Raw genomic sequence first — 13,967 nt, forward strand, 5'->3', positions numbered from 1 at the left:
TGTTGGATGTCCATGGTAATTAATCAAACCAAGAACCTTATTCATGGCGATGAGACCTTTATCGGTGCTGATTCAGGATATCGCGGGGCGCAAAAGCGTGAAGAACTAAAGGATGTCACGGCTCAGTGGTTGATAGCAGAGATGCCGAGTAAAATGAAAGCCCTGAAAAAGCACCCCCGTATTAATAAACATCCGATTAAAACCGAATTTATCAAAGCGAGTATCCGAGCCAAGGTTGAGCATCCGTTTCGTATTATTAAGTGTCAATTTGGTTTTGTGAAAGCAAGGTACCGAGGCCTCGCGAAAAATGACAATAAACTCGCCATGTTATTTGCACTGGCGAATGTTGCACGAATCGATCAGATGATCCGAGCGGCAAAGGGTTAATGCGTCCAAAGTACACCAAGTCAGGTCAAATAAGACCAAACTTGGACAATATAGGAAACAAATCAGCTAAAAATACGTCATATAGTCGCTTTTGGTTTAAACCTTCGAATAAACTGACTTAATCGCAGGTTCCCTAGTAGTGCTTGATTAATTTCATGATTTACAAAATTGTTAAACACTATGCTTTGAGACGCCGCATATGAAAGCATTGGTGAGGTATTTAACTTATGTTTAATAATCCGCTCTTTTGCAGCATAAGTAGGTTTAATTCGCTTATAAACATCAAACCAATATCTATCACTATGTTTTCGTATGATTTTTTCCTTTATTCGCCTAAATCTCTCTTTACTATCACTTCCATTGTAATTTACCAGTACGTTGGCCAAAACCATACGGCGGTGTATCGCTCTAGGTTTATAATTCCGTTCAATTAGTTCAGCACGGGCATCTGGATGAAGTAAAAGTGTGCCATCTTTTATTTTTCGTTGAATCCATAACTGTTCTGCTTCACCAAAAACTATCTTCATATCTCTTGAAGATAGCCCGTTAACTTCTTTGCCCCATTTTTCAATATCTTCGATATTGGCAAGTTTTTCAGCTAAGTCTCTCATAACTATCCATTGTTAATTCAGTCAAATTATGTTGGATGTTCATGGTAATTCATGCAACCCCACGCGGAGGATGGTGTTTTGTTTTACTCTAGTTTCCATAGCAGTAAACGTGGGTATCATTGATAGGTACTATTTTTTACTCAATAAATTTTTCAGCCAGTTATCAAGCAAATCAATTTTAACAAACTCGATGTTAGTAGAATATGGAGGATTGACCATCCACCAATATGTTTCACGACTGACATAAAGGTCAATATATTTAGGTTCAACTCCACCTTGGGGTTTAGGCCAATTTAACAATTCCAAAATTCGACCTGAATGTTTCTTAAGGAAACTCCCTCTCTTGTCAATTTTACTAACGTGGGATTTCTTTCGAGTAAATATTAAGTCCCTCAATCTTCTAGAATCTTTCATACAGTATGGAGGCTGATTATATTTACACTCGACTGCAATCCAAGTATTTATATCAGGTATGTATGCTAGTACATCAAAATCACCAACATCATCAAATTTCTCTTTTTTGAATTTACGCATGAAATCCATGCTTTTCCGATTGTATTCGGTATATCTTTGAAAAATTTCAAAAGACTTCGATTCAAGTTCTTTTTCAAGAGAGATCTTTATTTTTTCCACTTCAGTCTGCGTGTTATCCCATTTATAATTAGCAGGCAAATAGCCACTTGACACATTACCCGCCCATATAACCAAAGCCTTATTAACTGAAGCTGCCCCCCATATTATCCTCTCACCTCCTATTTCAATTAGCGGACGTATTGTGTATCTACTGCCACGATTAAAGTGATCCCATATCGGCACATCAGATTCTACGACTCCATCACTCCTTCCAAGAAGCGTTCTAACTTCTTTTGGATTCAATATTAAAAAATTAAGAATACTTTCAATTTCATTTCTATCTAAATCAGGAAACTCTTTATTCGAAATTGAGATAACATCCACGATTGAAGCTTCATAGTGCCACCTAAATTCAGTGTCACCTCCATAAGTTTTCCACTTAGCTAATAGGGATAATATTCCAAGCATATTTTTAAATGTAAACAGGTTATCCTTTAAGAAAGCATCATTTAATATATCCCAATTAATTTTTTCATTAGGCGTAAAGTCTAACGAATCAGATTCAACATGATTAATCCCTAAAGTATTACTAGCCATTATTTGAGTATACTCCTTCTCCTTGTCAGCTCTATCTTCAGAAAAGAAAACACTAGGTATAAAGTCATCATCGAGATTTACTCCCCCTACATCAATTCCATTATGAAGGGTGTCACTGGCACCAAAAAGAACTAGCAACCAATCTATATTCGCAAGACAATGAGCTAACAAGTCATCTGTTAGCTCATTACTTCCTCCGTCAGCATAGTACAACCTATTTTCTAAAAGGTACTTGTAACGCCTAGTATCTATACTAAATTTTTCATAGGCAGAACTAACATAATTTTCTCGGTCATAGTCCACTTCGTGGCACAAACTTTGACGACTCTTTTCAACTTGTAAATCATATTCTGCGGTCAATGCATCAATTTGTCTTATGCAATATCTCAACAATGGCTCACGTCTGTATTGAGAAATTTCATCATGAACTATTGTTTGTAATCCAACCTTTGCCTGATCAATGACGGATTTTGCTTCCGACAATTCATATTTTCCAGGTGTAACACCTAATTTTTTAAATATTATTGCGAGGTTTTTTCTCGCTAGCTTGAAATGCCTACTACTAGGTGATTTAACATTGGCATCAGCTGGGACATCAAACGCCCTAATATACTCACCTTGCCGAAATCTAGGTGGTAGCTTAGACGTTTCAAATAAGGTTGGGTCTTCTGCTATATTACAAGCATCAAAACCCAATAAATCAGAAATACGAGAACAAACTTCTACCGCACATTTGTATTCAAATTGTGAAGTCTTCGCATCAAAGATATTAGACTGAACGCAATTTAGATTAACATTAAAATTAAACTCGGCCTTCTCTCCATCAACACTAGATAACTGACAATTGTTAAATACATCGATAGTTAGATCTGTAAATTTAGACTCATCATTTCTAGCTAGATTTTCAATATCAGCTATACAGTTTATTACTATATTTTTATATTTAAATATTTGAAGATCTTTTAAGTACTCTGAGCGTTGCACTATAGAGTCAGAAAAACAATGACAAGCTGTTTCAATTAAATGGGCATTTTCACGATCAAATTCAATACCATTAAAATCGAAAACAAAGTGTAACATGCACTTTCCGATCATTGTTGACCATGAGAATTGATTATAGCTTCTGGTATGCATTCGATAGAGCACTTCGCTATCTGAATCAGCCAGCCTCCATAGCGCATAGTTATTAGGTAACTCGGCCGGTAACGAAGCCCAATACTCCCTTAGAACCTTAAAGCGCCAATCTGTACCCATTGAAGTATCCAGCATAACAAAATCAAATTTGTTAGCTCCAGCGACAAGTAATTCATCTGAATCTCGAAACGATGCAAACATATCTGCACTGCCGATCATCCCATGCATTACAGCCCCTGAGTTATCGTTCAAGTACTCTATGAACCTAGAAAATTCTGAAACATCCTGAAGTGAGTCAAAAATTGTTATGAAATCGGGTAAAAAAAATAGATGACAAGATTTCTCATCAAACCCTAGCATTTTAGGCTCGCTAGAAGACTCGCACAAAATACAAACTACATTTAAATCTTCTATTGAAAGGTATTCACCTTGTTCATTTTGTATTGCCAGAGTTTTCTTATTTCTTAAGTTTAGTAACCTCCACTCTTTTTGACCTTTCAAAAAATCAATAAGGTCAGACTTTATATCCACTTTTTTATCAATGCTACTTGAATCAGACAATAGAACTAAGTAACTTTCATCATTCGATCGAATTAGAGTTGAAAAAACACATTGAAAAGAATCGTTCGGTGTCACAACAACAAACGGTCCATCAATGATTGATTCCTCTTTAAATCTTAACGACAGAAATTCATTAAACCTTCTCATTACAGGGGGAAATTCAGCGAGGTTATCCTGTACGCCACCTGCCCAAATATCAATTACTATATTAATGAGATTTCTAGGAGAAGATAGATAATACTCTCCATCAACATTCAGACCACAATATCTAAATAGCTCACCTGAATAGGCTAAATCCCCAACATCATGAAAGTTTGAAATCTGCTCCAGACCGCCTAACGTAGTAAAGAGCTTTGAACTATAACCACCCCCTACAAATTCCTTTATACATGTACTAAGAGATAACAGCACCCCTCGTGCTTTAGTCCAAAACAATTCACTTGGCACCTCTATATGACCTACCTCAATACTTACGGGCATTTGACTTTCTAATGAATTAATTAGCTTATTCTGCATCATCAAAACAAGCTTAACGTCATTCATTGCTTGTGCGTTATTTGAGTGAATTATTTTAAATGCTTCAAAAAAATCTGGTATTCGCTCTACATTACCTCCGTAAAATACCTTGTAATTATCATCTTCAAATTTAATACATACTTCACCCCAATCTTGCTCTGGAATATAATCTTCAAGCATAGGGTTATGCTGGATAATCCCATAGAAAGCATGAGAAAATTCAGCGAATTTCTCATATGTATCTAATTCAACCTCACCACGAAACTCACTTTCGCTCATTGACGCCAGAACCCTATAAGCGATTTGATGCCTAATAGGACTACTAATATTTGGTAACCATAGATCAGAAATACCTAGTGCTACTATAATGTCCGCAGGTTTATATTGAGAGAGTACATCCACTAGATCACGTAATCTATCGGTGAAATCTAGATCAATAGTAGCCCTATTAGTAAATGATACTTCCGGCATTGAGCTACGTTTTTCCATGTTTTTTAGTTTTCTAGATTTCTCACGATTTATTCTCTTTTTACGTCTTTGATTTTTCTTCTCTGAATTCTTACTCATAAAATAATTCCATTACTTCATCTGACTCTTAATCTGAAAACAAAATTGGTGAATGAGAAATATATACTCACAGTAGCCATGTAGAACTTAACAAATTGCAGAAAGGTCAAATCTTACCTTTTGCCAAATGCAAAAACTCCCACTCCCATTTAAACGTTACAGTACGGACAAAAACTCACCAACCACAACCAACTCCTCACCCTCTTCAATCACAATCGGCGAATAACCATAAGCATTAGTCTCAGGTTTTAACAAAACTCTCTGGTTAACCAGCTCTCCATCTTCAACAACCTTCTCACTTTCATACCTTTTCACCGTATAGGTGCCGCCATGATCAGGGTCTTCAATGCTGTGATGTTGAACAAGGACAACTTTTCCATTACGACTGCCACCTGGGTTAGCTTTAAACAGACACCATGAGCCATTGATAATGCGTTTGTTCATGGACTCACCCACAACACGGGTTACAAACATTCCCTCTGTCGTATTGATATGCTCAGGTAGCTGCACCCAATCAAGCTCATCTGGGTTTGAAATAGCTTGTTGCTCACTGAAACCACCTGCTGCGACTTCAAGATCATAGATAGGAACAAAGCCTTGATAAGGCTTTGCTTCTTCATAACTCACTATGGGGAATTCTAGCCCTTTATAGCCAAAATCTGGGTCTTCCGCTGTCTCATCAAGGCCAAGATTTCTATCTGCAACTTGCTTGAAATATTCACGAGTTTCTCGGTCGGTACAAAAGATAAAGCAGCCTTTTTGACCACGTGTCATCAAGGTTCGGTAGGTGTTTTTGATAATTTCATCGGCCAGTTTTTTAGCCTTATTTGCATCTTCTTTTAAACGTTTTTTAATGCCTAAAACCGATCTATCATTACGGGAGCGTTTAAGGGCATCAGTCACAACCTTGCCATCACGAATAACAAAGTCATCACCGATAATGACGCCAATATAATCCAGCTCAAGACCTTGGCTGGTATGAATACAGCCGATTTGCTCTACGGATTTTTCTGCGATCAGCCAAAGGCTGCCATCATCATTTAGATTCCATTGCGCTTCAAAACTGTACTCAGGAATAATGATATCCATATCATTCTTATTTTCTTTTTTCTTACTGGCCCAATCCCAGCAATAACCAGCCACCATGCGCGCTTTATTATTGATACGGTTTTTATCAATAATGGCTTTACGCATGTCATTTGGGTCATCAAAGACTTTAACGTCGTAGTCGATGTCCTCTAATGTGGTATTGGCTGTTTCTCTAATTTGAAGGCTGTTATCTATCCAAGCAAGGTAGCCGTCAGAGCCGTTACAGCGAAACTGGGACACTAGATCTAATTCAGTCACTTCTGACCTTAAAGTATCAGCCCAATAGTGAATGCTCTCTATACTGCCGATATCTTGTAAGGTGACTCTTTGTGCTTCATCGATAAAGAAAACATTAAAAGCACTGGCGTTGATGAGTTCTTTAATTTGATTCTCACCAAGGTTGCCATATAAACCTGATTTTTCATTAAGCCTATGTGCTTCATCAATAATAAGTGCACCATAGAGGTTTTCAGGTGTGTCGATATAACCACCAGAACCTTTAAACATATTATCGATATGGGTTTTCTTGCGCGTTCCCGTCAGCATTTTCTTAAATACTTCACGAGGCGCTGCATTTTTAGATACGTATTGAGTCAATAACTCTCGTTTGGTTAGTTCTGCTAGCAGGTTTATTGCGACAACAGATTTACCTGTTCCTGGGCCACCTTTTACAATTAAGGTTTGTTTTTTACCTTGCTGGGCTTTGTGAGCTAGATCTAAGGCTGTTTCATAAACCAGCTTTTGTTCGTCAATCATTAAGAATTCAGGATTGCCATTAAGCATGGAAGCTAGGGCATCCGCGAGATTCTTACTGGGTTTGATTTTTCCATGTTCAATACGATACATGATGTTATCGCTATCGCCGTATTTCACACTTTTCTTTAAAAATTCAGCGAGTTTGAGAGCATCAGGCGAGATAAAAACGGGGGCTTTTTCTACATGCTCTGCATAAAAGTCATCTTTAATAACCTCAGCAGATTTCATGTTATGTAGATAGGCACAAGGTTGAAGTAATATAGCTTCATCACGTACTGTTTGGTTGTAATCTTCGATTAAAGCAGCATAAGACCAAGCTTGATAAGAAGGATGGTTGGTCTCTTTTACGCCATGTTGAAAGCGTGTTTTAACGATGGCGTCTTTAGATGTGAGCTGCGCCTCTTGCCATTGTTTGAGCTCTACAATAACGGCTGTATCTTGTCGGTTTTCATCTTTACCTGTAAGGATAAAATCGACACGCCGATTAGTTAGTGGGATGTTGTATTCAATCGACACACCAGCTGAGGCAGGTATCTCATCATCGTGTAATACATTGAACATGTATTGCAGTGAGTTTTCCCATGAAATGAATTCGTTTCTTGGTGAATTACGATTTAGTTTTCTCGCTACTTCACTTTCAATAATGTCAGCAATGGCATTCGCTCTCACATCATCTACAAATTGCTGTTTCGTCGCTGAATAAACAATCATACTGCTACTACTTTATCCTTTAACGCTCTGCTTGAGCTTTTGTTCGTCTTCCTACTACTCGCATTCTTGCGATGTTTCGCTCAATTATTCTGCTTTTTTACTCTGAGTATTCTCATCTATTTGGTAAGCGGTATATTTCTTAGCACTTCCCTTCACTAGATCAGCTGGGTATTTGGCTTCATTCTTGAGCATTTTCTGCTCTACAGCATCTAGGATGTTGATATCGAGTTTGGTTGCTAGACGTAATAAATAAACTTGAACGTCTGCAATTTCGTCAACAACAGCTTGCTTTTGTTCAGGGGTAAGGTTTTGAGATTGTGCTTCTGTTAGCCATTGAAAACATTCAACCAACTCTGATGCTTCGACACTCAATGCCATAGAAAGGTTTTTGGGAGAATGGAATTGATCCCAATCTCGCGCATCTGCAAAATCTTGCAATTTTGATTTAAGCTCTTCTAGCTTATCCATACTATCTATCCTTGAGCATCTGGTTTGCTAGTACCAAACCCGCTTCAGTTTTTCGTACTTTTAAAGTGAACCTCCCTTTATACGCCCCTCTTCTCCACATTTCAATTACACTAAGTTGCTGTCTTAAAAGATTTATTTAACAAAATAATAAGCGGCTTCATTTGTGGCTTTTGTTTGCTGAATGTCTTTTTAAACGCCTCTGCATCCTCATCCATTAAATAACAAAGCAAACTACTGTATGTTCAAACAGTACTTAATCTGCTACTTTATCCTCACCAACAATCGACACCCTCTATGTAAAGTACGAAACCCAAGGACAGACCATGCCTCAATCCAACTCCCCTATTCTCATCCAATATTACAAAACCAAATATGCTGAGTTTATCTTGGGGGCTTATGAGGGTGAGCTGTGTATGTTGGATTATCGCTATCGTAAATCTCGCGATGCGGTGGATGCGAGATTGCAGCGTTTGTTAAAAGCGGACTACCTTGTAGTTGAAGAAGGCTCGGCTGAGGTGCCGGTTTTTGAGCAAACCAAGGCTCAGCTGAATGAGTATTTTTTAGGTGAACGTTCTGAGTTTGATATACCTCTTTTATTAGTTGGCAGTGAATTCCAGCAAGGTGTATGGCGTGCTTTGTTAGAAGTACCCTACGGGGAGACGGCGAGTTACTTGGATTTATCCAAACGGTTAAATAATGAGAAAGCCATTCGTGCGGTCGCCAGTGCCAATGGTGCTAATGCCATTTCTATTATTGTGCCTTGCCATCGTATTATCGGTTCGAATGGTGAATTAACAGGTTATGCAGGCGGTTTACCTTTAAAGAAGCGTTTGCTTGATTTAGAAAACGCCAAGTTCGTTCAAGAAACTTTATTTTAAAATTAATTTTTTATTGCAGTTTTTATAAGCAAGCTCACTTTTGTCATGATTTTGATCAATAAATAAGCCCGTTATTGTAATTATTTGTAATAAAAAATATCCATTTTTTCTCAAATCTCTTCAAAGTTTTTCACTTTACGTTTCATTAAGAGCGATTCATCTTAATAAGTGAATTAGTCTTCATTTTTAGTGATTTTAGCTCGTATTTTGTTGTTTTAGCTAACTTTTGTTTAACTTAAAGCATTAAGTTAAATCGTGTTTTTTTTACTTATATATGCGCTTCTCCTAAAATATTAATAGGAATTGTTCTCGTTAGCCTTACTTTTACCCGCCCTTTTCTATACACATCCTATTGCTGGTTACTTATTGATCTACAAACGGTTTTTATCTTTTAAGATTAATTAATTAGACTACTTCCCAAACCCACGTTTACCTAGCATTTACTTTCATATTGATAGAGTGCGAAGGAAGGCGTAAACAAGTCTTCCCGCCTCTGCATGGGGCTAAAGCGTCTTGAGTAACAGATGTGAAGTGAAACCTAATCACAGGTGTGTGACGGTTACTTTCAATCGATTTAAACGCGCTTTAGAGCATGCCTTTCGGGTCTTTAAGAGAGAACCTCAGCTGGTCTTGCCTCTTCTCGTAAGGTACCTACATTGCGTCGAAATGCGCCTTGTTTGAGTTTTTCACTGAGAAGACTGAGAAGCGGTGACTGTTTCGCCTTTCCAGGTAACTCGATATGGATATGATGATAAATGTTAGAACAATTCAAACAAACGCCGTTGCTCGTCTTAATTGTTGAAGACAATACTGCTTTAGCTGCCAATATTATTGAGAGTTTAAAGGAGTTTAATATTGAGTGTGACTATGCAAAAAACGGTGTTCAGGCACTTAGTCTCGCTCAGCTATACCATTTTGATGTCATCGTATCTGATATCTTAATGCCGGCAATGGATGGCATTACCATTTGCAAAAAGTTACGTGCTTTAGATATCACTACGCCCATTCTTCTGTTAACGGCCCTTGATCATATTGAGGATAAAGTCACAGGTTTTAGTGTGGGTGCGGATGACTATTTAGTTAAGCCATTTGAGATGCTGGAGTTAATTGCCAGAATCCGTTCTCTTTCGGAAAAAAAACGCATCAACCCCTCGCGTTTAGTTGTTGAAGACCTTCAGGTTGACCTTAAAACTCACAGTGTTACCCGTGCTGGTAAGCCGATATTTCTATCGCCTATTTGCTGGGAGTTATTGGTCTTTTTAATGCGAAAAAGCCCTAGCCTTGTGAGTAAGGAGCAAATAGAGCAACACTTATGGAAGCATAATGCGACCCCTGAAACGGATGTCACCAAGGTTCACCTCTATCGCTTACGTCAGGCGATTGATAAATCTTTTGATAAACCACTTTTGCACACTGTACGTGGCCGGGGAGTGGTATTAGGGAAACGCCATGTTGAAGCCAATGTTTAAGTTACGATCTCTGTGCACCATTTATCTCTTATCTTCTTTTATTATTATTTTAGTTTTTGGTGCCTTAGTGCATGATTCGGTGCAGAAAAGCTCTGTTATCAATACCTTAGAGATAAGCCTGAGGGCATTAGCCGAAAAGCGAGACAAGGATACTGGCGGCATTATTAGCGAGGCTTACTTAGGCCGCTTAACTAGTTATGACAATTGGTCTTTAGCGCCTATTAGCATTCGTGCTCAATTTGATGTGACTAAGCTAAGTGAAAATAGGCTGAGTTTAGAAAGCGCTGAGGTAAATAAGTTTACAGCGATTTTGCCTTATCGAAACAGTGATAATAAGGTGATTTACTATCTGTTAGAACTTGATAAAAACGACCTTCCCGAACATATGAATGGCGTAAATACAGGGATTCTGCTTTATATCCTCGCGACTCTGGTGCTTATGTTTTTAGTCGCTTATTTATTGGCAAAGAACATTATGCAGCCTTTAAATATGTTGGCTGAGTTCGCTAAAAAGAATGAAACCGGCACGATTGAAATCCCCAGTACGCTGGCAGAAAGAGAAGATGAAATTGGCGATGTTGCCAGAGCGCTAAACCACTCTTTACATAATATTCGTGAACAACAAGACAGAGAAAAGCAGTTTCTACAAAACGCCAGCCATGAGCTGCGCAGTCCACTTGCGACAATAGGCAGTGCTCTACATGTGATTAATCTGCGCCAAACAAAAGGTTTGGGATTTGATGATAAGTTACTGCAAATAAAACGCTGTTATCACCAGATGACACAGCTCACTCAAGCCTTGTTGTGGCTTTCTAAAGAAGAGAAGAGTTTTAAGACCTGCGAGTTTAATTTGTCTGAATTGATTGAGTTACACCTGCACCAGCTTGATCATCTCATTTCAAATAAAGCGATTGAGGTGGTGTTTAATCGTGAGAATATTCAGGTGGATCAAGCCCGTGCCTTGGTGGATGTGGTGATTAGTAATTTGATTCGTAACGCTTTTGAGAACAGTGCTGGCGGTAAAATTATTTTGCATCACTCTAGAGATGGCATTTCTATCTCTAACCCTATTTATACTCAAAAACAAATACCGCCCCATGGACAGCAGCATCAAGGCTTTGGCCTGGGCTTACATCTGGTTAATAAGGTAACTAAGAAGCAAAACTGGAAGCTAGATATACATGAGAGTGAGCAACAAATGGATGTACAGGTTTCTTGGTAGCCGTTTAATAACCCTTATAGAATAAAAGCGCTAAACCAAGGCTAATTGATAAGCCTGTTTGAGAGCATCTATATCAGCCAAGTAGTCTGGGTTGATATAGGGGCTTTCCAGTTGTAACACTTGGTACATGCCCCCTTCTACCATGTTTTTACTGATGCTTTGGCCTTCTTCTAATACGCAAGATTGTAAAAAGGCAAACCAACCTGTGACGTTTATCCAAGTATTAGTGACTAGGCCTTTTCTCTGCTCTTGGCTAATGCTGATAATGCCAGCTTCGTTCAGGCCTTGATAAACTGCATCTAGCTTACCTAAACAAGCTTGATAAAACTCACGATAACGCTGTTTGAGTTTTGGGTTATCACTCAGTAATTGGCTTAAATTAAGATGAATAAATCGGTAGTGCCAAAGGCTTTCGAATACCCCTAGCATGACGTTGAATTTGTCTTCTAATGTCATGATGCCTTGAGCACCTTTAGGCAGGCTTAAGGCTGATTCTATCTGGGCTTCGTGCTGTAAGAACAAGTAGTAAATGATGTCTTGTTTGTTTTTGAAATGATAATAGAGATTCCCCGGGGACATACCTAAATGGGCAGCCAGATGATTGGTGCTCACTTTGCGCTCGCCCTGCTCGTTAAACAAGGTTAAAGCGGCATTTAAAATACGGTCACGGGTTTTCATAAATAGTATTTGCTCTTTATATTTCTATTTAGGCATTAGTCTGATTCGCTATTGAAAGAAATGGCTTTTACCGAAACAGCCATAAGCGTAAAAGCGATTAATCACAAAAGCCATCGAAACAAAATCAGTTTAAGTTATATCACATTATCATAGCATGCGTATTGCAAATTAGAGTATTTACTCTAAACTGACTTTCAGTATTTAAATTATCAAGAATAATAATCGCCGTTTTATGTGGAGCGTTACATGCAACCTAGAATCGTAGAATCATGCTCGAAACTCACCGAACTTAGCCCAAGTTTGCATATTAGTCACTTGCTCGCTTCACAAAAAATGGCCTATCGTAAAAACCCGCTTCCCACTTATCAAGAACGTATCCACCAGCTTAAGCTGCTAAAACAAGCCTTGCTTGAATATAAAGAGCCGCTGATTGAAGCGATTAACCAAGACTTTAGTGTGCGTTCTCGAGATGAAACCTTGCTGGCTGAGTTTATGCCGACGATAGAGTCTATAAACTATGCGATTAAACATCTCAAACAATGGATGAAACCCAGTAAACGTAAGGTGGGTTTACTCTTTATGCCAGCAAGCAATAAGGTGCATTTTCAGCCTGTTGGGGTTGTGGGTATTATTGTGCCTTGGAATTACCCTATCTTTTTGGCGCTAGGCCCTTTGGTTGGTGCATTAAGCGCGGGTAACCGTGCCATGATTAAGATGTCGGAATTTACCCCTAACCTAAACAAAGTGCTGACTAAACTCTTGGCCAGTATTTATAAGCTAGACAAGGTGGCAGTTATCGAAGGGGATGCGCCAACCGCGATTGCCTTTACCGAGCAAGCTTTTGACCATCTTTTATTTACTGGCTCTACTTCGGTTGGTCGCCATGTGATGGCTGCGGCGGCGAAAAATTTAACACCAGTGACTCTAGAATTGGGAGGTAAATCCCCTGCGATTATTAGCCAGGATGCCCCCATGGTGGAGGCCTGTGAGCGCTTGTGCTTTGGTAAGTCGCTTAACTCAGGGCAAACCTGTGTAGCCCCTGACTATATTTTATTGCCTAAAGGGCGCGAGCAAGAGTTTATCCAAACCTATCAGCAAGTCTTTACCAAGATGTACCCAAGCATTAAAGACAATGATGATTACAGTGCCATCATTAACGAGGCGCAACACCAAAGGCTGAATAACTGGTTGGATGAAGCAAAAGAGCAAGGTGCGATTCTCCATGAGGTTAACCCTAAGAACGAAGATTTAAGCTCAGGCCGAAAGATGGCACCTGTTATTGTGGAAGATGCGGATGCAGAATCCACTCTCATGCAAGATGAGATATTCGGGCCTATCATGCCGATTATTAGTTACCAAGACATAGATGAAGCCCTTGATTATGTGAATGATAGAGCGCGCCCTCTTGCCCTTTATTATTTTGGTTACAACAAACAAGAGCGTGAACATGTGTTGCAACATAGCCATGCAGGCGGTGTGTGCGTGAATGACACTTTGGTACACCTTGCTCAAGAAGATATGCCATTTGGTGGCATAGGTGACTCTGGCATGGGCCAATATCATGGTTATGAAGGCTTCTTAACCTTTTCTAAAGCGAAAGCGGTACATACCAAAGGGCATTTCAACAGCGCTAAGTTTGCCTACGCGCCTTATAAAAGCCCTATCCATAAGCTCATCTATAAGTTTTTTATTCGTTAGCTTTTCCCTATCTCAATCTAGTTCCAAGCATATTGTTCGCACTGGCTGTCAT

Annotated in this window: 10 protein-coding genes; 5 read left to right on the plus strand and 5 right to left on the minus strand. The window is 38.9% G+C overall.

All coding sequences use genetic code 11. The annotated features are described in order from the left end of the window. On the plus strand, positions 1 to 387 hold a 387-nt coding region (locus TW85_RS22475), incomplete at its 5' end, for an IS5/IS1182 family transposase (protein WP_046019401.1). Positions 388 to 464: 77 nt separating this feature from the next. Here the strand turns inward: TW85_RS22475 and TW85_RS22480 are convergent. The 4 genes from TW85_RS22480 to TW85_RS22495 form a co-directional block, all read right to left on the minus strand. After that, positions 465 to 998, minus strand: coding sequence for a hypothetical protein (locus TW85_RS22480; protein ID WP_046019402.1), 534 nt, complete (start codon positions 996 to 998; stop codon positions 465 to 467). Positions 999 to 1,127: 129 nt separating this feature from the next. Further along, a complete protein-coding gene (locus TW85_RS22485) occupies positions 1,128 to 4,946 on the minus strand; it encodes a hypothetical protein (protein WP_046019403.1) in 3,819 nt (1,272 codons plus the stop codon). A gap of 156 nt (positions 4,947 to 5,102) precedes the next feature. Then, positions 5,103 to 7,502, minus strand: coding sequence for a DNA/RNA helicase domain-containing protein (locus TW85_RS22490; RefSeq protein ID WP_046019404.1), 2,400 nt, complete (start codon positions 7,500 to 7,502; stop codon positions 5,103 to 5,105). A gap of 84 nt (positions 7,503 to 7,586) precedes the next feature. Next, positions 7,587 to 7,970 (minus strand): nucleotide pyrophosphohydrolase, encoded by a 384-nt coding sequence (locus TW85_RS22495; RefSeq protein ID WP_046019405.1) that lies wholly within the window; start codon positions 7,968 to 7,970, stop codon positions 7,587 to 7,589. Between the two features lie 323 nt (positions 7,971 to 8,293). On the opposite strand from TW85_RS22495, the gene TW85_RS22500 reads away from it, so the two are divergent. The 3 genes from TW85_RS22500 (at position 8,294) to TW85_RS22510 (ending at position 11,539) form a co-directional block, all read left to right on the plus strand. Beyond that, positions 8,294 to 8,848: a methylated-DNA--[protein]-cysteine S-methyltransferase gene (locus TW85_RS22500; RefSeq protein WP_046019406.1), complete on the plus strand. Its 555-nt coding sequence runs from the start codon at positions 8,294 to 8,296 to the stop codon at positions 8,846 to 8,848. A gap of 755 nt (positions 8,849 to 9,603) precedes the next feature. Then, the gene (locus TW85_RS22505; protein ID WP_046019407.1) at positions 9,604 to 10,317 is read left to right on the plus strand and encodes a response regulator transcription factor; all 714 of its coding nucleotides are present in this window, start codon (positions 9,604 to 9,606) and stop codon (positions 10,315 to 10,317) included. Next, positions 10,298 to 11,539 carry a HAMP domain-containing sensor histidine kinase gene (locus tag TW85_RS22510; RefSeq protein WP_046019408.1) on the plus strand — a complete coding sequence of 414 codons (1,242 nt, stop codon included), beginning with the start codon at positions 10,298 to 10,300 and terminating at the stop codon, positions 11,537 to 11,539. Before TW85_RS22505 ends, TW85_RS22510 begins: the two co-directional genes overlap by 20 nt. Positions 11,540 to 11,569: 30 nt before the next feature. Here the strand turns inward: TW85_RS22510 and TW85_RS22515 are convergent, their stop codons facing one another. Then, a complete protein-coding gene (locus tag TW85_RS22515) occupies positions 11,570 to 12,217 on the minus strand; it encodes a TetR/AcrR family transcriptional regulator (protein WP_046019409.1) in 648 nt (215 codons plus the stop codon). A gap of 246 nt (positions 12,218 to 12,463) precedes the next feature. On the opposite strand from TW85_RS22515, the gene TW85_RS22520 reads away from it, so the two are divergent. Then, on the plus strand, positions 12,464 to 13,915 hold the full coding sequence (locus TW85_RS22520; RefSeq protein ID WP_052702377.1) for a coniferyl aldehyde dehydrogenase: 1,452 nt from the start codon (positions 12,464 to 12,466) through the stop codon (positions 13,913 to 13,915). The last annotated feature ends 52 nt before the right edge of the window (positions 13,916 to 13,967 follow it).

The organism is Marinomonas sp. S3726 (assembly GCF_000967665.1).
Lineage (GTDB): Bacteria > Pseudomonadota > Gammaproteobacteria > Pseudomonadales > Marinomonadaceae > Marinomonas.

Bases quoted from the DNA above. Each gene is read 5' to 3' on its own strand.
- TW85_RS22480 (WP_046019402.1), bottom strand. From the start codon at position 998: ATGAGAGACTTAGCTGAAAAACTTGCCAATATCGAAGATATTGAAAAA.
- TW85_RS22485 (WP_046019403.1), bottom strand. From the start codon at position 4,946: ATGAGTAAGAATTCAGAGAAGAAAAATCAAAGACGTAAAAAGAGAATA.
- TW85_RS22490 (WP_046019404.1), bottom strand. From the start codon at position 7,502: ATGATTGTTTATTCAGCGACGAAACAGCAATTTGTAGATGATGTGAGA.
- TW85_RS22495 (WP_046019405.1), bottom strand. From the start codon at position 7,970: ATGGATAAGCTAGAAGAGCTTAAATCAAAATTGCAAGATTTTGCAGAT.
- TW85_RS22500 (WP_046019406.1), top strand. From the start codon at position 8,294: ATGCCTCAATCCAACTCCCCTATTCTCATCCAATATTACAAAACCAAA.
- TW85_RS22505 (WP_046019407.1), top strand. From the start codon at position 9,604: ATGTTAGAACAATTCAAACAAACGCCGTTGCTCGTCTTAATTGTTGAA.
- TW85_RS22510 (WP_046019408.1), top strand. From the start codon at position 10,298: ATGTTGAAGCCAATGTTTAAGTTACGATCTCTGTGCACCATTTATCTC.
- TW85_RS22515 (WP_046019409.1), bottom strand. From the start codon at position 12,217: ATGAAAACCCGTGACCGTATTTTAAATGCCGCTTTAACCTTGTTTAAC.
- TW85_RS22520 (WP_052702377.1), top strand. From the start codon at position 12,464: ATGCAACCTAGAATCGTAGAATCATGCTCGAAACTCACCGAACTTAGC.